The following is a 21,592-nucleotide window of genomic DNA, read 5'->3' on the forward strand; positions in this document are numbered from 1 at the left end:
AAATGTCAATGTTCGTGCATTAGCCGTAACAGATTGTAAAAAAACACTAATCTTTGGAATGGCGGTCACGGAATCACTGGCAGAGCAGAGCACGATTCGGCGCTAACGAGAGTCACGCGGCAAAATAGCTCTCATCGATTTCATATTTATATCAATGAGATAGATCGGAACAGCGATCACGGAAACAAGACGCTATATCCAGAAACTGCCCTTTTTATCGACAGGTTTCGACGGTCCAAAAAGCAACTGGCTCGATAAGAGGGCTTAGGCCTCATTTTCTCCCCGTGATTCTTTAGGTCATTGTTTTATAAACAGAAAATTCGGAATGGCGGTCAGGAAACATCCATAACGATGTCAGATTCCGTGATTTTTCCGGGTGGCCGATTTGCACGCAAACCAGAATCAGCCTCAGATCGCCCGGCAAAATACAGGTTCCCTTTCCAAAAGGTTAACAAAAGCGACAACACGGTGATGCTGAACGTGAAATGATGTAATGGTTTGATATCAAACGATAATAAATGAACTGCGTTTGGGAATGGCGGTCACGGAATCGTATCGTGAATCGTGCGTCTGTTCTGCATCCATATATATACCGTGTAGACGCTGGATCGGGTTCCTGCGGGAATAGCAGCCACGGAATCCAACTCGCCCGTGCGCATAGATATCGAACCGCTGAGAGACTATGCCGTAAGACCCTTACTTTTCATGCATACCTAAGCATTCGACAAACCTTTCGAAGCTATGCGGATGGGCTGTTTATTATAACTATTACAATGAAATAGAAGAACTTAATCATTTACATTTAGCCATCAAGCGTTCAATAGGTATTGTTCCTTATATAAAAACGTTTCCGATGAAACACGACCGTTGAGGTTTACCCATGTCAAGCCCCTTCCGCGCGATGGCGCTTCGCGGTGTTCCTGTTCACACCGATCCTGAGACTCTCGTCCAAAACGTTACCAGTCCGGTTAAAACGGGCTGCGGCTTCCATAACGTTCGCGAAATTCTCCGTTCGGCTGGACTGCGGCCGACGAGGCAGCGCGTGATGCTTGGATGGCTGCTCTTTGGCCGCGGGCACCGTCATGTCACAGCCGAAATGCTTTATGATGAAGCCTGCGAGGCCAGAATCAGCGTCTCACTGGCCACCGTTTATAATACTCTGCATCAGTTCCGCGAGGCTTCGCTGCTGCGTCAGCTGGCTGTCGATGGCACCAAGAGCTATTTCGACACCAATGTGGCTGAGCACCATCACTTCTTCCTGGAAGATGAGCAGATGCTTGTCGATGTTCCGGATGGCCTGATCACCATCGGTGAGGTTCCGGAGGCGCCAGAGGGTTCCGAGGTTGTCTGCGTCGAGGTTATTGTACGGCTGCGCCGCAAAAACACGCGCGCGAAATCCTCGCAGCAGGCATCTCAGCAACTCACTGAAGCATGATGCGTTTGCCGACACGAAGGACAGTTGCCCTGCCGGGCATGTTTCTGAGTTTTGGCCTGCTGGTAATGACCGCAGGCCAATTGGCGCTCGTACATAGCGCTGCGGCGCAAACTGTCCAGAACGATGAAAAGGTCGAGCCGCCTCGTCCGGTTCCCGGCGATGTCATGCGGCATTGGCCCGCCTACCCTGATGATGCACGTGCTGCGGGACAGGAAGGCACCGTCGTTGTCCAGTTGCGCGTAACAGCCTCCGGAGCGCCAGAGGATATCGTTGTTCTGAACAGTAGCTCGGTGGTGTCGCTCGACGTTGCCGCTGTGGCCGCCGTCAGTCGCTGGCGTTTCGAGCCGGGCAAGCGCGGGGGCGTTGCGCAGGATATGACTGTGTCCCTGCCGATTCGGTTCTCGCTGCCTGACGAAGAACAACAACAGCCAAACAGCAAGCAGCCTTGAGAGCCCGCACCAGATCGATGGCGCGGGTTGATGTTATTGCCGCGTGATCGATCGCTGCAAATGCCGATACAAGGTGCTGCGATTGATGCCGAGTTTTCGTGCCGCCATCGATATATTGCCGCGAGCCTCCTCAAGCGCACTCCTAATCACGTCTTGCGTATGATGCTGGAGCAATCCGCGGTCAGTCTGCTCGCTGTCCAAGCGGAGCGTTGATGGTGTGCGCAGCGCCTGCGGCAGGCATTGTTCCAGCGACATCTGGTTGGCACCTCCCAACGCCGCCAATGCGCGTAGTGCGCCGACAAGCTCTCGATAATTGCCCGGCCATTCATAAGCGGCGAGCCTGTCGCGAACGTCCACGGGCAGGCGTGTCTGTCCACGGGACACCTCAGCCCATAACCGCTCGATCAATAGCCTTCTGTCAACACGCTCACGCAGCGGTGAGAGCGTGATAGTGAATTGCGCCAGCCGGTAATAGAGATCGTCCCTGAAGCGGCTCTCCCTGCTCAGTTCGCTCAAATCCTGGTTGGTGGCGCTGATGATGCGTATATCCAGCGGCACCGGGCGACCGCCGCCCAGCGGCATCACCTGCCGGTCTTGCAGCACGCGCAGCAGCCGCGATTGAAGCGGTAATGGCATATCGCCGATTTCATCAAGGAACAGCAGGCCCCCATTCGCCTCGCGCAACAGTCCCCGCGCGCCATTCTTGCGGGCGCCGGTGAAAGCGCCCTCCTCGTGGCCGAAAAGCTCGGATTCGATCAGGCTTTCCGGAATTGCCGCGCAGTTGATTGCAATGAACGGTTTGTCCGCCCGGCTGCTGCATGCATGCACGGCGCGTGCAAAGGCTTCCTTGCCAGAGCCTGTCTCTCCCTGAACAAGCAGAGGAACATCCGCATCCACGAGGCGCACGGCATGGTTGAGGCTGACGGTCGCGTGAGAATCGAACCACGGCTTGGGCCATGGAATCGGTTCCGTGACCGCAGTTCCCGAATCATGAGCGCTTCCGTCCGCTGATATTGGCTCCGGTTCCGGTTCAGCGGCACCCGGAATGGCGGTCGGAACAACGCGGCCGCCGCGCAAGTGCAGGCGGCAATGAGCGATGCCATTATCGCGGAAACGCAGTGAATTGCCAAAGACATAACCGGGAGAAGGCGCATCGAATATATCGCTGAAACGCGTGTGCCCGATATCGCCCCATTCACGGGCGATGCTTTTCAAGCCATAGCGGTTCGCCGCAACGAGGCGGTCGCCGTCGAATACGAGAATGCACTCACGCGCTGTTCCCAGCAGCGACGGATCTGTATGAAAGCGCACGACGTCGAGATCATTGAAGGCGTCGTTGAACAGCCGATGTTCAACCTGATCGATGATGAGACGCACCATCGATAACGTGGCGGGCGGCATTGCGCTGGCGTGGCTGGACAGGTCCAGCACTCCCATGATCGTGCCGGTGGGGTCGAAAATGGGGGCAGCCGCGCAACTCATGTCACGATGAGGCTCGTGGAAGTGCTCCCCGCCACGCACCATCACTGGCCGGCGCTCATGGATCGCGGTGCCGATGGCGTTTGTGCCGATCGATGCCTCGCTCCACACCACGCCGGGACGCAGCGCCATGGTGGCCGCCTTACCGGCGAATCCGACATCTCCCTCCGCGTCAAGTACCGTTCCTTCCGGATCCGACAGCACGACGATGCCGCCTGTGGCGCGTGCCCCGCGTAGCAGTGTTTGAAGCTCCATTCGGTAAAGACGGCGCAGCAGCTCATGCTGCTCTTTTCTCTCCCGTAGGTTGCGGGCTTCGAGCGGTTCGAACACCGGCGGTCGAGCCGTATCGTGGCCGAGCTGGGAACATCTGATCCATGATTTCAGGATCGTCGTGGAAACGAGCGCCTCTGGCACCTTGCGTTGAGAGAAAAACTGGTGACGTGCCGTGGTTACCTTATCCGGGGCATTGATTGCCCTTCTGTCCGCTGGCATGGGGTTTCCTCTGAATAGTGTTGTTATTTGCCGCAACCCTCCGAATAAACATGATGCATTTTGCAACGGCTTTCCAGTGCAATCATTCACTGACCAGGCGAGTATCTTGGAAAGAATATTTCTAAATTGACGGACATTTGGCTTTATTTCCCACTTTGCTGCGCCGCAAAAACGAATTGTCGCGTCGCAAGGCAAAAGTTGGCACGGTGAATGCTGCAATGACCACGGCTATAATATCCAGGAGGATCGCCGTGAGCACGCATGATACTGCCTCGTTGACCCAGACGCCGTTCAAGGAACGTTACGACAATTTTATCGGTGGCCGCTGGGTGGCCCCTGTTGATGGCCGTTATTTCGACAACGTATCCCCCATCACGGGCCGCAAGATCACAGAAGTCGCACGCTCCCAGAAGGAAGACATCGAACTGGCGCTCGACGCCGCCCATGCCGCCAAAGACGCCTGGGGGCTGACACCGGCGGCTGAGCGTTCGCTGGTGCTGAACCGCATCGCCGACCGCATCGAGGAGAACCTCGAACTCCTGGCGCGTGCGGAAACGTGGGATAATGGCAAGCCGATCCGCGAGACGCTGAATGCCGACATTCCCCTCGCCGCCGACCACTTCCGATATTTTGCCGGTGTTATCCGGGCACAGGAAGGCGGTATCAGCGAAATCGATCACGATACCGTGGCCTACCATTTCAGCGAGCCGCTCGGTGTAGTTGGCCAGATCATTCCGTGGAACTTCCCGATATTGATGGCTGCCTGGAAGGTCGCTCCCGCGTTGGCAGCCGGCAACACCGTCGTGCTGAAACCTGCGGAGCAGACGCCGGCGTCGATCCTCGTTCTTGCGGAAGTGATTGGCGATCTGCTGCCGCCGGGCGTGCTGAACATCGTCAATGGATTTGGCCTTGAGGCCGGCAAGCCGCTGGCATCCAGCCCGCGCATCGCCAAGATTGCCTTCACGGGTGAAACATCGACAGGCCGGCTCATCTCCCAATATGCCAGCCAGAACCTCATTCCGGTCACGCTGGAACTCGGGGGCAAGTCTCCGAACCTCTTCTTCGCCGATGTGGCGCAGGAGGATGATGATTACTTCGACAAGGCTATCGAAGGTTTCGTGCTGTTCGCGTTCAATCAGGGCGAGGTCTGCACCTGCCCCAGCCGTGCGCTGATTCACGAATCGATCTATGACCGTTTCATCGAACGCGCACTGGAGCGGGTTAAGGCAATCAAGCAGGGCAGCCCGCTTGATCCCGAAACGGCCATTGGCGCGCAGGCGTCTTCCGAGCAGCTCGAAAAGATCCTCGGCTATATCGACATCGGCAAGCAGGAAGGCGCCGAACTGCTCGTGGGCGGCGAGAGAAACGTTCTCGAAGGCGATCTGGCTGGTGGTTATTACGTCAAGCCGACCGTCTTCAAGGGGCACAACAAGCAACGCATCTTCCAAGAAGAAATTTTCGGCCCTGTCGTCGCCGTTACGACATTCAAAACGGACGAAGAAGCGTTGGAGATTGCCAACGATACGTTGTTCGGCCTTGGCGCCGGTGTGTGGACGCGTGACGGAACGCGCGCCTATCGCGTCGGTCGGGGAATTCAGGCCGGTCGCGTGTGGACCAACCTGTATCATGCCTATCCCGCGCACGCCGCCTTCGGTGGTTACAAGCAGTCGGGCATCGGCCGCGAGAACCACAAGCAGATGCTGAGCCACTACCAGCAAACCAAGAATCTGCTTGTCAGCTACAGCGCCAAGAAGCTCGGCTTCTTCTGAGTGAATTGACGCGTCATCGGATGAAACCAATGGCCCGGCGAGACCTCATGCTCAGTCAAAGGTCCGGGGTCAGGCGACAAAAGACGAAAGGACAGGAACATGGCCAAGACGATGAAAGCTGCCGTTGTCAGGACGTTCGGCGAGAAACTGACGATCGATGAAGTGCCGGTACCGGAGCCGGGCCGGGGCCAGATTCAGGTCAAGATTGCCGCCTCCGGCGTCTGCCACACGGACCTCCACGCCGCAGATGGCGATTGGCCGGTAAAGCCCAATCCGCCGTTTATCCCGGGCCATGAAGGGGTCGGCTATGTCTCCGGGGTCGGGGCTGGCGTCAAGCATATCAAGGAGGGGGATCGTGTCGGTATCCCGTGGCTCTACACGGCTTGCGGATATTGTACTCACTGCCTCGGCGGCTGGGAAACGCTCTGCGAGGAACAGCAGAACACCGGCTATTCCGTGAATGGCGGCTTTGCCGATTATGTGGTGGCCGATCCGAACTATGTCGGCCATCTGCCGGACAATACCGACTTCATCGACATTGCTCCGATACTGTGCGCCGGTGTCACGGTCTACAAGGGGCTGAAGGTTACGGAAGCCAAGCCCGGTGACTGGGTGGTTATCTCCGGCATTGGCGGTCTTGGTCACATGGCTGTGCAATATGCCAAGGCCATGGGGTTCAATGTCGCCGCCGTGGATATCAGCGACGACAAGCTTGCACTGGCGCAGCGCCTTGGCGCAACCTTGACGGTGAATGCGAAAAACGCCGATCCGGCTGCCGTTATCAAGAAAGAAATCGGCGGTGCGCACGGAGTTCTGGTGACGGCGGTGTCCAACATTGCCTTCGAGCAGGCTCTGGGCATGGTGCGCCGGGGTGGGACGATCTCGCTGAATGGCTTGCCGCCCGGCTCGTTCCCGCTGCCTATCTTCGGCATGGTGTTGAATGGCATTACGGTTCGCGGCTCGATTGTCGGTACGCGTCTTGATCTGCAGGAATCGCTGACATTTGCTGGCGAAGGCAAGGTGAAGGCGATTACCAGCACCGACAAGCTTGAAAACATCAATGCCATCTTTGACAGAATGAAGAAGGGTCAGATCGAAGGCCGCGTGGTCATCGATATGCAGTAATCGACATCGCGGCAACGGGCGGGCACCGGCAGGGCTCGCCCGTTGTCACGAGTCCTGACCCGGATAAAACCCGGAATAGCGGTAACGGAAAGTCGCCGCAGGCGCATTCGCGGTGCAAACCGCCGCCGATATCACGCAATCTGTCAATGCCTTGCTATCGAAGGCCCATGTCGTCGCGTCGTTTTGACCGTCAATAAGACGTGGCGGCAGATCACCCTCAAGATGAAAGCCGTAGTCCTGCATCGGCCTCGACAGGCCGACGCCGCACGCCTTCGTATACGCTTCCTTGAGTGTCCAATATGTCAGAAACTGGCGATGTCTTCGTGTTGCATCAAGCTCGCTGAGAGACGCAGCTTCGCGCGGTGTCAGGGCGATTGTCGTCAAACCACCGACATCGGACGATATTCGCAAAGGCTCCACATCAACGCCAACAGGGCCAATCCGTGTGATGGCGCAAACGGCGATATTGCCGGCGTGAGACAAGGAAAAGTGCAGACCGTGCTCTGCCATAAGTGTTGGCGTCAGCAATGGCTTGCCATTGTCGCTTCGCGTGAACCTCCAGTCCTGCGGTGCTATCCGCGCGTGACGTGATAATTCCGTCCGCAGCAGTGTGTGGGCCAGCGCAAAGACGTCGCGATCACTTGCCAATCGCAATCGTGACTGCCGTTCCCGTTCATCGGCGCTCAGGATATCCGCGCCTGGCCACGGAATTTCGGCGGAGCCTCCCAACGGGCTGTTGGGAGCTCCCAACAATGGGGGCAGGCCGACATTCGCCATGACGATTTCAATGGCAGAGCTGAGATCCGGCATTATGTGCTACTTGCCGTTTTCGCCAGCGGTTCCGGCGAGAAAGTCATGACAATAGGGGTTGACAGCGTTTCCGTGACCGTCATTCCCGGCTCCAATCATCAGAAAACACCTGCATGGCGGAAATGCCGGATGATGAGGTCGGCAAAAATCGCAGGTTGCTTGATGGACGGGATATGGCCAGCGCCTTCAATCACGGCAAAACGTGCGCCCGGGATCAGGACAGCCGTTTCGCGAACGACGTCAGCCGGGGTCGAACCGTCGCCGTCACCGACAATGCATAACGTCGGTGTCGTAATCGAGCCTGCCTGCTCCCGATAATCGGCTTGCCGGATAGCGCCGCATGCAGCCAGATACCCGTTTGCGGGTGTACGCAGGATCATATTGCGCCAGCCACCGACGTCAGCATCGTGGGCGCTGCGATAAGGCTGGGTGAACCAACGCTTAAGGATATCATCCACGATAGCCTCAATGCCACCGCCTTCCACGGCAGCCATGCGTGTCGCCCATCCCGCATCGGTGCCAATACGGGCGGCAGTTCCGCTGAGCACAAGCGCTTTGATCCGTTGGGGCACGCGGGCGGTAAAACGCTGGGCGATCAGGCCACCCATCGACAGCCCGACGACGGTGACGTCATCGATCGCCAGTGCGTCAAGCAAGCCGATCAGGTCATCCACGTAATCGTCTATGGAAAAAACACCATGCGGCGCATCGGAAAGGCCGTGGCCGCGCTTGTCATAAAGCAGAACCTGAGCATGGTCGGTCAGGTTTGCCACCACGCCATTCCAAATTCGCAAGTCGCTGCCGAGCGCGTTAATAAAGACGACGGTCGGTGTGTTCGCTGAAGAATTTGATGACGGGTGCAGGACATAATGCTGCACGATGTCGTTAGCGCGGAGAAACGTCGACGATGAAGCCATGGTTGTACCCTCTGGATGAACGCTTTGGCCTTCTATTTTAGCAGAATCCTCAAGATGATCGCCGTCCAAATTCATCAGCTCGGTTGCTACCTGGTTTCAAACGGCAGAACCTATCCAAAATGAAAAAAGGCAGCGCCGTAAAGCGCTGCCTGAAGTTTGGTCTCTGGAGAAAAACTTGGAAAATCACAATGGCAGGGTCATAGCCAAGTGCTATTCGCTCGTGTTGTTCACCACGCGTTATTAGCGAGAGAACTTGCCTTCGTACTTGAAGCCCGGTGCTGCCTTCAGCTCGTCTGCCGTCGCGTTGACGCGAGCGTGCCACTTCTTGTCGGCTTCGTCATAGGTCACCAGAACGGTTTCCGGATCGATGACAGCATAGTGCTCGCCAATTCCGAGGAAGCCGCCGACCGATACGATCACGCCGATCACCTGGTTGTTGGCGCCGAGCACCAGATCCTGGATTTCACCGACGGTTTCGTCGCCAGCGTTCAGAACGGCGAGGCCGACGAGGTTGGAGCTGAGAGCGGTTGCGTTCGTGACAGGAACGGGCGTGGCGGGCGTGCCCGGCGTTGCGGGGGTCGCGGGCGTTGCAGGCTCGACAGGGGTTGCAGGCGTGACGGGGGTCGGGGCGGTCTGTGCGAAAGCCGGAGCGGCAAGAGCAGCGGAAGAGGCCACCAGCGAGGCGATGAGAAGGTTACGCATGTCTAATCTCCCTTGAAGTTGATCACATGCAAAGAACATTTCACCGCTGTTTTGGTTCCGGCGGACATATGAATTTTCCAGCGTGTTCTGCTCCACGCGGTTTTCACGCCGTGATGTTTAAGGTGAGAATTAACCTCGCAGGGTGGCCCCGCCATCCACATAAAGGTCCGTCATTGTGATATGCCGCGCACGGCTGGACGCCATGAAGACCACGGCATCCGCTATGTCCTCAGGAGAAGCGATGCGGCCGAGTGGAATACCGGTGCGAAATGTTTCCGGCGAGCCGGCAATGACGCGGGCGGGGCCGTTGTCATCCGTCCACATGGCTTCCTGCATGGGCGTCAGGGTCGAGCCCGGCGCGACGATGTTGCAGCGGATGCCGAATGGTGCAAGCTCAAGCCCAAGGCAACGCGTGAACATGGTGGCAGCCGCCTTCGACGCCGCATAGGCGGCCATGTTGTGACGCGGAATACCGGCTGCGTTGGAGCCGACAACGACGATTGCGCCGCGCCGCCGCGGTTGCATATGCGCCGATACGGCTTTCGAGACCAGAAAGACACCGGTGGAGTTGACGGCAAAAACACGCTGCCATGCCGCAAGGTCCGTATCGGCCACGGAGGTCGTTGAGAGCGCACCGGCGACGCTGACGAGAATATCGATGGGGCCGGTCTCGTTTTCGATCCGTGTGACGCACGCGGCGACCGCAGCATCGTCAGTGACATTTAGCTGAGCGATGATGAGGCGGGGATTATTCTGGCGCTTGGCAAGCTCTTCCAGCATCGGCGTGCCAGTGTCAGTGGCAACCACCGTTGCGCCTTCTTCCAGCAAGGCCGCCACGACCGCAGCGCCAATCCCCCCGGAAGCACCAGTGACGAGGGCAATTCTGCCGCTGATGCCGTTGTCCCGCATATTAGATAGTCCTCGTTCTCAAAAATTCGAAAAAACGTTCAGAATCAATTCTCTGAACCTGTTAAACGGTGCTGCCGCAACGCCTGCGCGATCACCGGCGCGACATAGGACGTCGCGACTGCGCCGGTGAGGTGCGCATGCAGCGACGATACCTCATGCACCTCAAGCTGCTTTATATAGGGGGCCCATAAATCCGGAGAGAGGTCCGTCCCAATGTGGTCGAGCGCAGCACGAAAATAAACTGCTTTGCCGGGAAACAGTCCGTGTCGATGCTGCCTGACCAATCGGTTATTGGCGGCCACGACATTCAGGACACCGTTGAGCGCTGCGTCGGAAAGCATGCCCAGCGGGTTGCCGATGTCGCGCAGGAACCGCATCACGCGCTCACGCGTCAGCTCCACGTCGCCAAGCTCCGAAACGTCGCGGCCGGCAATTTGCACGAGCGCCTTCAGGGCAACATCCTCTGAAGGATCCGTCTGCTCACGCCAGCTATCGCTGGGGTAGGAATCGAGCATGGCGAGAAGGCCCGGGGGCTCGCCCGCCTGCGACAGTTGCACCGCCATGGCGTGCGCAATGATGCCACCGACGGACCATCCTGCCAGATGCACCGGCCCCTGCGGCTGCACAGCGCGGATCAGGCCGATGTAGTCAGCGGCAATGGCATCGATGCTTTCGGGAGGCGCTGCATCCGCGTCGAGCCCACGCGCTTGCACGCCGAAGACGGCATGTTCCGGCGCAAGTGCGCGGGCCAGTCCCGCATAGCACCACGAGATGCCACCCGCAGGATGAATGCAAAACAACGAAGATGCCGTATCGCCGCGATTGAGCCGGATGAGCTGGGCAAGACCTTCGCTGTCCGTGACGGAGAACGGCCCCACCGCTGCAAGAGCAGCGTCGATGCGTGCGGCAAGGCGCGCCACCGTGGAGTCGGTGAAAATCACGCCAAGGCCGAGGACAACCCCGGCGCGACCAGCATCTCCAGAGGCGTCATCGGCCAGAGCGGAGCCCCATTGATCGCGTATTCGCTTCAGCAGTTTTGCTGCCAATAGAGAATGGCCGCCAAGTTCGAAAAAGTCATCGTCCGCGGAGATCGTCGCGGCATCAAGATGCAGGCACTCTGCGAAGAGAGCGACAAGACGCCTTTCCGTGTCGGTCGAAGGGGCTCGCCCGGCAACGGAGGTGAAAGATGGATCGGGAAGGGCCTTGCGATCCAGCTTGCCGTTGGCGGACAGAGGCAGGCGGTCCAGTGTTACGAAGGCGGACGGCACCATATAATCAGGCACGCGGGACGCCACGGATACACGCAGGGCTTCGCTGTCGATGGGCGATCCAGGGGCGGCCACGAGATAGCCGACAAGCCGCTTGCCGCCGGCGCCGTCATCACGCGCATCGACAACAGCTTGCGCGACAGCGGGATCGGCAACGATTGCCGCTTCAATTTCACCAAGCTCGATACGCAAACCGCGCAGCTTCACCTGATGGTCCGTGCGGCCAAGAAACACCACGGCCTCATCGTCGCGAACGCGGGCAAGATCGCCGGTGCGATACATTTTTTCGCCGGCAAAGAAAGGGTCCGGGATGAAGCGTTCGTCGGTCAGATCCGGTTGACCGAGGTAACCGCGCGCCAGTTGCCGCCCGGCGAGAAACAATTCGCCGACTACATCGGAAGGCAGAGGGCGGAAGCGGGCATCCAGAACATAAAGCCGCGTATTCCACACCGGATGACCGATAGGGACCGGCCTGCTGATGTCAGTTGGCGCCGCCAGCCAGTAGCTGACGTCGACAGCCGCTTCCGTGGGGCCGTAAAGATTATGTAGTTCGCCGTCTATGAAAGCGTGGAAACGGTCGCGAAGGTCGGCCGGCAATTCCTCTCCGCTTACAAACACGCGGTGGATGGCGAGGCCATGCGTTTGTGGTTCATCAAGGAAAAGCGCCAGCATGGACGGCACGAAATGCATGGTCGTGATGCCATGTTCGCGCACAAGCGCGGCCAGTGCGTGCGGGTCTTTGTGGGCGTCAGGCGGGGCAACCACGAGTGTCGCGCCGGTGATGAAGGGCAGGAAAAACTCCCAGACCGAAACGTCAAACGTCGCCGGTGTTTTTTGCAAAATCCGGTCGCCGGGGCCGATGCCATAATGCGTCCCCATCCACAGAAGCCGGTTGACGATGGCCCGATGTTCGATGACGACGCCCTTGGGCATCCCTGTGGAGCCAGACGTATAAATGATATAGGCGGCATCTTCGGGGGCGGGAGTTTCGAAGGCTACATCGGCATCGCGCAGCACATCATTGCCCTGTCCGACAAAGAGCAGCGGCGCATCGTCCGGAAAAATTGTCTTTGCTTCAGCAGTGGTCACAATCACGCTGGGCTTGGCAGCAGCCTTAGCGGAATCAAGGATACGCTTTATCCGATCCGGCGGATGGGTCAGATCGAGCGGGAGATAAGCCGCGCCCATGCGGACGGTGGCGAGAAGCGCCACCACCAGATTCCAGGAGCGCGGCAGCGCGACCACGACGACATCGCCCTTCTTTACGCCGGCTAATCGAAGCTTACTGGCGAAGTGTGCCGTCTCGCGTTCAAGCTCCGCGTAAGTCCAGCGCCTGTCGCCATCGATGAGGGCCAGCGCGTCAGGCTGTGCCATCGCGCGCCGCGCGAGCAGATCGGCCAGCGTGGTGTCCTCAACCGGGTGCGTGCTGGATGTCTGGACTGTTTGCCAGCGATGCAGTTCTTCAGGCGATAACGTGGGAGTGTTAGCCAGCTTTTCGTGGGTGCTCGCAGCATGCAGGAAAGCGACGAACCGATGTCCAAGCTGCCGTGTCCGCTCGGCCGTGTAGAGTGTTGGATTGGTATCGAGTTCCAGCCGCATGGTTTCACCAGCGGCATCGGCGCGCAGGGTGAACGTGATGTCATCCACGGCACCGGCGCCGGGCACCCGCAAATCGGAGTCAATTCCATGCAGCCGGAAGGGCATATCGAACGGCATGATATTGATAAGCGGGCCGTAAAGCCGCCGCTCACCGCCAATCAACCCGAGATCCCGCCGCAACTGCTCGCTGCGATAGCGGCCATGGCGACGGCCGCGGATCAGCTGGCGAGCCACGCTGCTGGCCAGTTCTTCCAGAGGCACGTCCTCATCGATATGCATGCGCAGCGGCAAGACGTTCATCACCATGGCAGGCACGCGCGCCGCCACGGAGCCAAGACGCCCCATGTGGGGGACGCCAACGACCGTATCCGCCGTGCCTGTGTGGCGGGCAACGAACGCACCGGCGATGGTGGTAACAAGATCTGGCCATGCAAGCTCGGCAGCGCGGGCACGCGTGGTTATCGCCTTTGTCACCTCGGGGCCGATATCGATGGTGTAGCGGTGGAAACTGTGCACGCTCGTTGCCTCGCCCGGCGCAATGCCGATGACTTGAGGCCGGTCGGCGAAAAGCTCGTTCCAATATGCGCGTTCTTTTGTCTCGCGTTCGCTGCCCTGATAGGCGGCGTCTTCAGCCAGCAGATCGTCGAAGGACGCGAAGGCCGTGTCGGGGTCGGGAACGGCGGTCACGGTTTCATTGTATAGCGCAGCGATGCGGCGGTTGAGCAGCGAAGTGCCGTATCCGTCGATGACGAGATGGTGGATATTCTGGTTCCAGACATGCAGATCCGGCCCCGCAATCAGCAACTCCTCGGTGACGAGCAGATCATGCAGGGGATCGCGCGGCCGCGCCATGTCGCGGTCGATATGATCGAGGGCGGCCTGAAGCGGATCAGTTGCCGCCGAAAGGTCGATGATGTCGAGGCAGGCGAAAGCGGGATCGTCGAGGATCTGTTCAGGCCCGTCCGGCCCGTCGATGAAGCGCACGGCCAGCGCCGGCGCTTCCCGCAGTGCCTGTTCCACGGCGGCCTTGAAGGCCGTGCGATCCAGCGGGCCACGCAGAGTGACAATCTGCCCGGTGTTGAGAATCGGGTTGTCCGGATCGAGCCTTTGCGCGAACCATAACCCTTCCTGGGCCTGTGTCAGCCTGCGCGTGCGCCTGCCGGTCATGGTCATTCCGCCTGATGACGGCTGGCGACGGACCACCAATGTGCCAGCGTCGGCTTTTCCGCCAGTTGTGCGAAATCCAGCTTCAGACCCTTTTCGCCCCAGCGCTGGATGAGCGTCATCACACGGATCGAATCGAGCCCGAAATCGATCAGGTTGTCATCGTCGCCGATTTCGGATGGATCCTCGCCAATGATGCGGGCGACGTCGGCACGCATGGTGTCGAGGCTGATGGCAGGTGCGGTCATCTCTTCAAAGGCTTTCGAGCAATTGGGTGGTGGTGGTGGCCACGGCGCAGCGCCCGGCGGCATAGGTGACGGCAAGATCGTGGTTCTCGCGCGAGAAATCGGCCACCGCATCGGCAATGAAGAACGGCTCGATATCACGCTGGAAGGCTTCGGCCGTGGTCATCAGGCAGCCGATATGCGCATAGATGCCGGTCACGATAAGTTGGTCGCGCCCGCGCGCGCGCATCAGCGGCTCCAGATTCGAACGCTGGAAGGCGCTGTAACGCCATTTGTGCAGGATAAAGTCGCCATCCCTTGGCGCCAGCGCCGGGTGAATTGCCTGATGCTCCGGGCGGGTGCTCATGCCCGGCCCCCAGAAATCGCGCTGCAAGCCGCGGTCGCGCGGATCCTGATCGCCTTCCTGCGCGGTGTAGAACACAGGTATGCCCAGCGCATGAGCCTGCCGGCGCAGCGTATCGATGTTGGCGATCACCGGGGCAATCGGCGAGACATCGGGCGGGAAGGGTGCCAGAAAATAATTCTGCATGTCATGAATGAGCAGCGCCGTGCGGTCGCGGTGCGCACGCCAGTCCACGCGCGGCGGCGGCAGCTCGCCCGCCTGCGGCAGCGGATAGGATTGGATCGAAGGCAGGCCCATCATTCGCCCTTTCGTTCGGCGGCGTCGGCGTCCAGAAGCCGCTGGCGCAGGGTGGCGCGCAGATCCTTGCGGCTCACCTTGCCCACCGCCGTTGTGTGGAAACTGTCAACGAACACGACACGGTCCGGCACCTTGAAGGCCGCAAGGCCGCGATCGCGCACCCACTTTTTCAACTCCACCCCCTTGGGCGCAGGCGAGCGGGCAATGATGAAGGCGCACGTGCGCTCACCCAGATACTCATCCGGAATCGACACGACTGCCGCATCGAACACCTGCGGATGGGCGAGCAGATGATCCTCGATCTCCTCGGCGGAGACCTTTTCGCCGCCACGGTTAATCTGATCCTTGGCGCGCCCCTGCACGACGAGGTTCCCGTCCGGGCGAACCAGGACGATGTCGCCGGTGCGGTAGAAACCATCCGGTGTAAAGGAAGCGGCATTTGCTTCCGGCTCGTTGAAATATTGCCGGATCGTGTAAGGCCCGCGTGTCAGCAGATGGCCGGGTGTGCCGGGGGGAACGGGGTTGCCGTCGTCATCGAGAATCAGCAATTCGTCATCTGGGCTGATCGGGCGCCCCTGCGTGTGGATGACAACCTCTTCGTCGTCATCGGGGCGGGTGTAGTTGACCAGCCCCTCCGCCATGCCGAACACCTGCTGCAATACAGGGCCGAAGGCATCGAGCAAACGCCGGGCGACTTCCGGGGTGAGCTTAGCGCCGCCAACCTGCAACAGTTTCAGGCTTGAAAGATCGTGTCCGCCGCTGCGCGCCGCATCCGCCCAGATAAGGGCGACGGGTGGCACCACGCCGGTAATCGTCACCTTTTCACGCTCGATCAGCGGAAAAACCGCGTCGGGAGACGGCGAGGGGCTAAGCACGACCGTCGCCCCCGCATAAAGCGCGCCGAAGGTGCCGGGCGAACTCATGGGAAAATTGTGAGCGATGGGCAGCGCGCCGAGATATACGCCGTTTTCATCCAGCTCGCAGATGTCGTTGCTGCCGCGCAGGCTGTAAATATAATCGTCATGCGTGCGCGGAATGAGCTTCGACAGCCCCGTTGAACCGCCTGATATTTGCAGGAACGCAACATCCGACGATGCAGGCTCCGGCGGCAACGGCCCCTCATGCTTTTCGATATCGGCAAGCGGCGTGAACGGCCCAGCATCGTCGCCAGCGACGATGACATGCTCAAGCGTCGGTGCCTTCTCCTTCACCTCGGCGGCAAGGGCGCGATAATCAAAGCCATCCCAGGTATCGAGAATGACGTAAGCGCGCGCCTGCGAGCGGTTGGCGAAATGCACGATTTCTGTCACGCGGTGTGCAGGCAATGCAAAGACAGGCAGGATTCCGGCACGGAAAAGGCCGAACACCACACTGAAAAAAGGTGCGACGTTCGGCAGTTGCACGATGACACGCTCGCCGCGGCGCAGGCCAAGCGCCGTGAAACCACGCGCCAGTGCGTCGACGCGGGCGTCGAGGTCGGCGTAGGTCCAGCGCGTGTTCCCCTCGACGATAGCGGTGTGATCGGGACGGTGTTCCGCGCGCTGCCGCAGGATGCCGCCGAAGGTTTCGCCGCGCCAGTAACCGGCGGCGCGATAACGCTCGGCAAAGGCCGAGGGCCACTGCTGGATGGCTGGAATCACGGTGCTCCTCCGTTCCCGTTGACGGGTCGTTCGCCGGTGCTGCCGGTCTCGTCGATGCCGAGGGCCGACAGCAGCGCGGAAAACTTCGCCGATGTCTCGGCTACTTCGGACCATGGATCGGAGCCGGGCACAATACCTGCGCCGGCAAAAAGCCGCGCGTTTCGGCCCGAGAACTCGGCGCAGCGGATCGCCACCATCCAGCGGCCATCGCCGTTTTGATCCGTCCAGCCGACAGCGCCAGCGTAATAACCGCGATCGACCGTTTCAAGCGCTGCGATGGCTTCCCGCGCTGCCTCACGCGGCAGACCGCAGACGGCTGGCGTCGGATGAAGCGCCGCCGCCAGCTCGATAACGGGCGTGTCCCTGTCTTTCAGCGTTCCCTCAACCGTGGTGCCCAGATGCCACATCGAATCCGTGGACACCAGCGAAGGGCTTGAAGGCGCTCTCAGATCCCGGCAGTAGGGCGACAACGTATCGAGAATGGCCTCGACGACGAACGCGTGCTCGCGCAGATCTTTCTCGGAGGCAAGAAGCCCCGCAGCCGATAGTTCGTCGGCTTTCTTGTCGGCATGGCGGCGGGCGGACCCGGCCAGGGGGGCAGAGCGCACAGCAGCGCCACGCTTGTCGACCAGCAACTCCGGGGTTGCTCCGATCAACGCGCGCGGAGAGGCTCCTGATGTCGAGGGCAGGGGTGCTGCGAAGGTTGTGATGCTCCGGTCGCGGGCAAGACGCGCCAGCACCGCGTCGATGTCGATGTTTGTTGGCGCGGTTACGACGAGGCTGCGCGCCAGCACCACCTTCTGAAGGTGTTGTTCGCTGGCAAATAAAGACAGAGCTTTTTCCACCGCAGCTGCATATTCGGCTGGCGGCGGCTCAGCGGCGCTCGACCAGCCTGCACCGGCTGTCGGCGCTATGGTGCTGTCCGCTACGCGCGCGGGCCATACGGTCGTTACCGTTTCCGGTGCATAAAGATGGGCGGGCGCGGCGCGGTCGAATGGCAGAATGCCGACAATCAGGGAAACATCCGGATGCGCGGCCCGAAAAACGCGCTCCGCCTCTTTCAGGTCTTCAGCGGGCACGGGCGCCAGTGCAGCTTTGATACCAAAGCCGGCAATTGTCTCCTCCGCGCTGCCGAGCAGAAACGGCACCATGGCGTGATCGGAGCGTTCCGCTTCGGCGCGTCCGCTTCCTGGCAACACCGTGCTCAGGCCGGTATCGGACGATGCGCCTGTCCTCGCGACAATCATGGACCAGTCTCCTCGAAGGCAGCGAGAGCGTCAGACGCTCGCACGGAACCGCCTGATCGATAAAATTCTCTCAAACCCAAATCGTTAGGCTCTTCCCGCGATTTCAGGGAAAAACAGAAAGAGCCCGGCTATCCGCTATCGCAAATCGATCCAGTTCGATCCCGCCAGCGGCACGGCGAGGAAACGGTCGTTCAGTTCCGTCAGCGTGGCATCCGGATCGATATCCGCGAACAACTCCGGATGAATCCAGCTTGCCAGGCGCTCGGTCACGAGGATGTCGACGGGGGAGTTCAGCAGTTGGTGCGCCAGTCCGTGGACCTCGCCCCGCTCAACCGGCTCAAGCGATGCGATACCCGGGCGGGCCGCCATTCGTGCCAGCGAAGCCCGGGCTTCCTCGGTTGTGAACTGCGGCCCGATCACAAAGCCGCCCGCCTTGGCCGTCTGCGGGCCGCCGGTGGCGATATAGATTTCCGGATCGCTGTCGATAATGGTCTCGACGCCAAGGCGGCCAATGGCGCTGGGCAGAACATCCGCTGCGATGTTGTGGCCGCCGACGAGATCCACATAGTTGCCGATGTTGCCCTTTCCGGGCGCGTTGCAGCATTCCGTCAAGCCGGCGTGAACCTCAAGGAAAACACGCGGGCGCTTCAGGTCGGGCGTTGCCTCGATGCGGTCGGTAATGCGTTTGAGATGCGCGTTGCGGAAATCGATGAACGCTTGCGTCCGCTCTTCCGCACCGATGAGCTTGCCCAGAATGGCAAGGCTCTTTTCCAGGTTTTGCAGCGGCTGGGAGAAGAAGTCGATGAACACGACCTTGATTCCCGCCGATTCGAGCTGGCGGACCTGATCCGGCGTCGGACCCAATCCCTCGCGGAAAATCGCGACATCGGGCGCGACATCGAGAATCTGCTCAATCGACAGCGACTCCGCCGAACCGGCGATGCGCGTCTTGTTGGCGATGTCGGGGAAGCGCTTCCGATACGCTTCATATGTCGCGTCGCCGATCCGGTGCACGTCATGCGGCCATGCGGCGATGAGGGAAACGGGATCGTCCGTCATCAACGACAACGCCAGGATATAACGGGCATCGTCAATGAGGATGCGCTTGGCAGGCCCGGGCAAGGTCACTTCCCGTCCCGTGATGTCGGTGACGGAAACCGGCTCCTGCGCTGGCGTTGTATCGGCCTGCGCGTTATTACTAATAAGAATAATTACAAAGAGGAGAAAGGCAAACAGAAAGGATGCAATGAAGTTTTTCGAGTCTCGATTGGAATAATTATGCACTCCAGCCACCAGTATTAGCGTCTTATCTCCACTGTTGACATGGCTATGTAACGAAGTGCGTTGCGAGTCAATATCGGATGTGCTCAGGCATCATGCCGCCGACGCTGGACACGCCATGCGAAGACTGTCATGCCAATCCGTGCAAATTGACTGGCCGATTGTCGGCATGTCAGTGAAACCAGACGGTGAACCCGGATCGCCGCTTCAAGATCTGGCTTGTCAATCCTTGCGGTTCCGCAATGCCTCGGCCTCGGCGTAGAAGCGTTTTTCCCACTCCTTGTGGTTGCCGAGTCCCTCACGGATAAAGGGCGTGAAGGCCGCGACATTGAGCAGCAACCAGTTGACCATGTTGGCGGGAAATCTCAGCGGCTTGACGAAATCGACGAACAGAACCACCCGCGTCTTGTCGGTGTAGTTCCATGCCTCATGATTGTAGGCGTCGTCGAAAACGATGGCCTTGCCTTCTTCCCAATGCAAAATCTGGGTGTCGACGCGAATGGCGAGTTTGTCGCGCGGTTCCGGTACGATCAGGCCCAGATGCAGCCGCAGCACGCCGTTGTACGGTCCGCGATGGGCAGGCAGATGCTTGCCGGGCTCGAAGATCGAGAACATCGCCGTTTTAAGGCCCGGAATCTTCTGCACGATTCGCCATGTCTGCGGGCAGGCGGCGATGTTGCGCTCCGATTCGACGCCATAACCCGCAAGGAAGAACGTCTTCCAGTGGTTATCGGTCGATATGGTTTTGACGTCGGAGGAAATGTCCTGAAAACTTGGCAGATCCTGCTGCCGGACGAGAACGCGGTCAAGCTCCTGCCGGATCAGCGGCCACTCCCGCTCGATCTCGGCCACCCAGGGAAACACGCTGTTATCGTAGACAGGCGGGTTGCCCACACGGGTATGGCGCAGATTGAGCCGCTCCGCCCAGGCCACGATGGCCATCAGCGTACGTGTCACGATGCTCGGGCGGGACATGGGCGCGATGCCGTCGGTGCCGAAGGTCTGGGCGGTCTCGCTGTTTTTGGCGGGATGGCTGTCTTTGCCAGATTGGCTATCCTGGCCGGAACCTTTGTCCGGCGATGAGGCGGGGTCGGAGGGCACATCCTTCTCCAGCATGTCGAGGTCTTTGCCGGTTCGCAAAGAGTTTACGGATACCGACACGTCAGTTTGGCTCATCGGTTATTCACGCGCAAGTATCAGACATGGTCATGACAAACAATGAAAACAACAGCATGCAGCGGAGCCGTTTTGCCGGAAGCACATAGCGGCTTCTTCCTTCATGGCTACGCTTCCGTAACTTCGCCGCCTCGCAGGTCGCGTGTCTACAGGCATGCGTCAGATACAAAAAATCTGCTATTGTTCCTTATTATAAATCAGGCTTCGAGAAGCGCGGCCTTTGGTACGCGCGGGAGGTGTCATCATGAGCTGGAATCCTGCGCTCGCCCCCGGCTGCCCGGACGATACGGGCGCCGATGCGATAGAAACGCTGATTATCCCGCGCTCGCGCGATCTCGGAGACTTCGAGGTTCGCCGCGCGCTACCCGCGCCGCAGCGGCAGATGGTGGGGCCGTTCATTTTCTTCGATCAGGCCGGCCCGGCCGAGTTCCTGACCGGCACGGGGATCGACGTTCGCCCGCACCCGCATATCGGGCTTGGCACGGTGACTTATCTTTATCGGGGTGACTTTCACCATCGCGACAGCATCGGCAGCGACCAGATCATCCTGCCCGGCGCGCTCAACTGGATGGTGGCAGGCCGCGGAGTCACGCATTCCGAGCGGACCAGCGCCCGCGCCCGGTCCGGGGCGCATAGCCTGTTTGGCGTACAGACATGGGTTGCGCTGCCGGACGAGGCGGAGGACATTGCGCCGTTCTTCGAGCATCATGCGGCCGAGGCGCTGCCTGTGATCGAAAACGAGGGTGTGCGGCTGAAGCTCATTCTTGGCAAAGCCTATGGCGAAACCGCGCCTGCCAGCCTGTTTTCCGAAGCCTTTTATGCCGATGTCGCGCTGGCTCCGGGGGCACGATTCCCGATGCCTGACGATCATGAAGATCGCGGCGTCTACGTTCTGGAGGGATCGGTTGTCATTGCAGGACAGGTTTTCGAGGCTGGCCGCATGATGGTGTTTCGCCCCGGAGATGCGATCACGGTGGCGGCCGGCGAAACGGGCGCGCGGCTGATGATTCTGGGCGGCGCCACGCTGAACGGCCCACGTTACGTGTGGTGGAATTTCGTCGCTTCATCGCGGGATCGAATCGCTGCGGCGAAGGAGGCATGGAAAGCCGGCCAATGGGGCAGGGGGCTCTTCGATTTGCCTGTGGGCGATAGCGACGAGTTCATCCCGCTGCCGGATCCGGTACGCGTTCGAGCGGGATGAGGATGCGCTCCCCATCCCGTCGTGATGACGGAGCCGCCGGATTA

General features: G+C 59.9%; 17 protein-coding genes. 5 read left to right on the forward strand and 12 right to left on the reverse strand.

The annotated features are described in order from the left end of the window. The first annotated feature begins 880 nt into the window (after window positions 1-880). Window positions 881-1,435: a Fur family transcriptional regulator Irr gene (irr, locus tag FHS81_RS00650; protein ID WP_183750118.1), complete on the forward strand. Its 555-nt coding sequence runs from the start codon at window positions 881-883 to the stop codon at window positions 1,433-1,435. Between the two features lie 38 nt (window positions 1,436-1,473). Beyond that, the gene (locus tag FHS81_RS00655; RefSeq protein ID WP_183750119.1) at window positions 1,474-1,884 is read left to right on the forward strand and encodes an energy transducer TonB; all 411 of its coding nucleotides are present in this window, start codon (window positions 1,474-1,476) and stop codon (window positions 1,882-1,884) included. 33 nt (window positions 1,885-1,917) lie between these two features. Here the strand turns inward: FHS81_RS00655 and FHS81_RS00660 are convergent, their stop codons facing one another. Then, window positions 1,918-3,855, reverse strand: coding sequence for a sigma-54-dependent Fis family transcriptional regulator (locus FHS81_RS00660; protein WP_183750120.1), 1,938 nt, complete (start codon window positions 3,853-3,855; stop codon window positions 1,918-1,920). A gap of 251 nt (window positions 3,856-4,106) precedes the next feature. Between FHS81_RS00660 and adh the strand changes: the two genes are divergently transcribed. Together adh and adhP are read left to right on the forward strand one after the other, a co-directional pair. Beyond that, window positions 4,107-5,624, forward strand: a complete 1,518-nt coding sequence (gene adh / locus FHS81_RS00665; protein ID WP_428982417.1) for an aldehyde dehydrogenase — start codon at window positions 4,107-4,109, stop codon at window positions 5,622-5,624. A gap of 99 nt (window positions 5,625-5,723) precedes the next feature. Continuing rightward, the gene (adhP, locus tag FHS81_RS00670) at window positions 5,724-6,749 is read left to right on the forward strand and encodes an alcohol dehydrogenase AdhP (RefSeq protein WP_183750122.1); all 1,026 of its coding nucleotides are present in this window, start codon (window positions 5,724-5,726) and stop codon (window positions 6,747-6,749) included. A 45-nt stretch (window positions 6,750-6,794) separates the two neighbouring features. On the opposite strand, the gene FHS81_RS00675 is transcribed toward adhP, so the two are convergent. From FHS81_RS00675 to olsC, 11 genes are all read right to left on the reverse strand, one after another. Continuing rightward, on the reverse strand, window positions 6,795-7,559 hold the full coding sequence (locus tag FHS81_RS00675; protein ID WP_183750123.1) for a 4'-phosphopantetheinyl transferase family protein: 765 nt from the start codon (window positions 7,557-7,559) through the stop codon (window positions 6,795-6,797). Window positions 7,560-7,657: 98 nt separating this feature from the next. Beyond that, the gene (gene pcaD, locus FHS81_RS00680) at window positions 7,658-8,476 is read right to left on the reverse strand and encodes a 3-oxoadipate enol-lactonase (protein ID WP_183750124.1); all 819 of its coding nucleotides are present in this window, start codon (window positions 8,474-8,476) and stop codon (window positions 7,658-7,660) included. A 240-nt stretch (window positions 8,477-8,716) separates the two neighbouring features. Further along, a complete protein-coding gene (locus FHS81_RS00685) occupies window positions 8,717-9,178 on the reverse strand; it encodes a PRC-barrel domain-containing protein (protein WP_183750125.1) in 462 nt (153 codons plus the stop codon). A gap of 129 nt (window positions 9,179-9,307) precedes the next feature. Further along, window positions 9,308-10,087, reverse strand: a complete 780-nt coding sequence (locus FHS81_RS00690) for a 2,3-dihydro-2,3-dihydroxybenzoate dehydrogenase (RefSeq protein ID WP_183750126.1) — start codon at window positions 10,085-10,087, stop codon at window positions 9,308-9,310. 44 nt (window positions 10,088-10,131) lie between these two features. Next, window positions 10,132-14,121: a non-ribosomal peptide synthetase gene (locus tag FHS81_RS00695; protein ID WP_183750127.1), complete on the reverse strand. Its 3,990-nt coding sequence runs from the start codon at window positions 14,119-14,121 to the stop codon at window positions 10,132-10,134. Window positions 14,122-14,123: 2 nt separating this feature from the next. Beyond that, window positions 14,124-14,366: a phosphopantetheine-binding protein gene (locus tag FHS81_RS00700; protein ID WP_183750128.1), complete on the reverse strand. Its 243-nt coding sequence runs from the start codon at window positions 14,364-14,366 to the stop codon at window positions 14,124-14,126. A gap of 4 nt (window positions 14,367-14,370) precedes the next feature. Next, a complete protein-coding gene (locus tag FHS81_RS00705; protein ID WP_246374345.1) occupies window positions 14,371-15,006 on the reverse strand; it encodes an isochorismatase family protein in 636 nt (211 codons plus the stop codon). Then, a complete protein-coding gene (locus FHS81_RS00710; protein WP_343052384.1) occupies window positions 15,003-16,643 on the reverse strand; it encodes a (2,3-dihydroxybenzoyl)adenylate synthase in 1,641 nt (546 codons plus the stop codon). The genes FHS81_RS00705 and FHS81_RS00710 overlap by 4 nt, the downstream gene beginning before the upstream one ends. Further along, window positions 16,640-17,890, reverse strand: coding sequence for an isochorismate synthase (locus tag FHS81_RS00715; RefSeq protein WP_246374350.1), 1,251 nt, complete (start codon window positions 17,888-17,890; stop codon window positions 16,640-16,642). Before FHS81_RS00715 ends, FHS81_RS00710 begins: the two co-directional genes overlap by 4 nt. Window positions 17,891-18,025: 135 nt before the next feature. Beyond that, window positions 18,026-19,183 carry an ABC transporter substrate-binding protein gene (locus FHS81_RS00720; RefSeq protein ID WP_343052385.1) on the reverse strand — a complete coding sequence of 386 codons (1,158 nt, stop codon included), beginning with the start codon at window positions 19,181-19,183 and terminating at the stop codon, window positions 18,026-18,028. A gap of 210 nt (window positions 19,184-19,393) precedes the next feature. Next, on the reverse strand, window positions 19,394-20,332 hold the full coding sequence (olsC, locus tag FHS81_RS00725; protein ID WP_343052386.1) for an ornithine lipid ester-linked acyl 2-hydroxylase OlsC: 939 nt from the start codon (window positions 20,330-20,332) through the stop codon (window positions 19,394-19,396). A gap of 259 nt (window positions 20,333-20,591) precedes the next feature. Between olsC and FHS81_RS00730 the strand changes: the two genes are divergently transcribed. Beyond that, a complete protein-coding gene (locus FHS81_RS00730) occupies window positions 20,592-21,548 on the forward strand; it encodes a pirin family protein (protein WP_183750130.1) in 957 nt (318 codons plus the stop codon). The last annotated feature ends 44 nt before the right edge of the window (window positions 21,549-21,592 follow it).

Source organism: Pseudochelatococcus contaminans (genome assembly GCF_014195635.1).
GTDB lineage: Bacteria > Pseudomonadota > Alphaproteobacteria > Rhizobiales > Beijerinckiaceae > Pseudochelatococcus > Pseudochelatococcus contaminans.

Excerpts from the sequence above, each read along its gene's own strand:
- FHS81_RS00690 (WP_183750126.1), bottom strand. The coding sequence starts at position 10,087 with ATGCGGGACAACGGCATCAGCGGCAGAATTGCCCTCGTCACTGGTGCT.
- FHS81_RS00715 (WP_246374350.1), bottom strand. The coding sequence starts at position 17,890 with ATGATTGTCGCGAGGACAGGCGCATCGTCCGATACCGGCCTGAGCACG.
- FHS81_RS00655 (WP_183750119.1), top strand. The coding sequence starts at position 1,474 with ATGTTTCTGAGTTTTGGCCTGCTGGTAATGACCGCAGGCCAATTGGCG.
- FHS81_RS00685 (WP_183750125.1), bottom strand. The coding sequence starts at position 9,178 with ATGCGTAACCTTCTCATCGCCTCGCTGGTGGCCTCTTCCGCTGCTCTT.
- FHS81_RS00730 (WP_183750130.1), top strand. The coding sequence starts at position 20,592 with ATGAGCTGGAATCCTGCGCTCGCCCCCGGCTGCCCGGACGATACGGGC.
- irr (WP_183750118.1), top strand. The coding sequence starts at position 881 with ATGTCAAGCCCCTTCCGCGCGATGGCGCTTCGCGGTGTTCCTGTTCAC.
- FHS81_RS00695 (WP_183750127.1), bottom strand. The coding sequence starts at position 14,121 with ATGACCGGCAGGCGCACGCGCAGGCTGACACAGGCCCAGGAAGGGTTA.
- FHS81_RS00705 (WP_246374345.1), bottom strand. The coding sequence starts at position 15,006 with ATGATGGGCCTGCCTTCGATCCAATCCTATCCGCTGCCGCAGGCGGGC.
- adhP (WP_183750122.1), top strand. The coding sequence starts at position 5,724 with ATGGCCAAGACGATGAAAGCTGCCGTTGTCAGGACGTTCGGCGAGAAA.
- FHS81_RS00660 (WP_183750120.1), bottom strand. The coding sequence starts at position 3,855 with ATGCCAGCGGACAGAAGGGCAATCAATGCCCCGGATAAGGTAACCACG.
- pcaD (WP_183750124.1), bottom strand. The coding sequence starts at position 8,476 with ATGGCTTCATCGTCGACGTTTCTCCGCGCTAACGACATCGTGCAGCAT.
- FHS81_RS00675 (WP_183750123.1), bottom strand. The coding sequence starts at position 7,559 with ATGCCGGATCTCAGCTCTGCCATTGAAATCGTCATGGCGAATGTCGGC.
- FHS81_RS00700 (WP_183750128.1), bottom strand. The coding sequence starts at position 14,366 with ATGACCGCACCTGCCATCAGCCTCGACACCATGCGTGCCGACGTCGCC.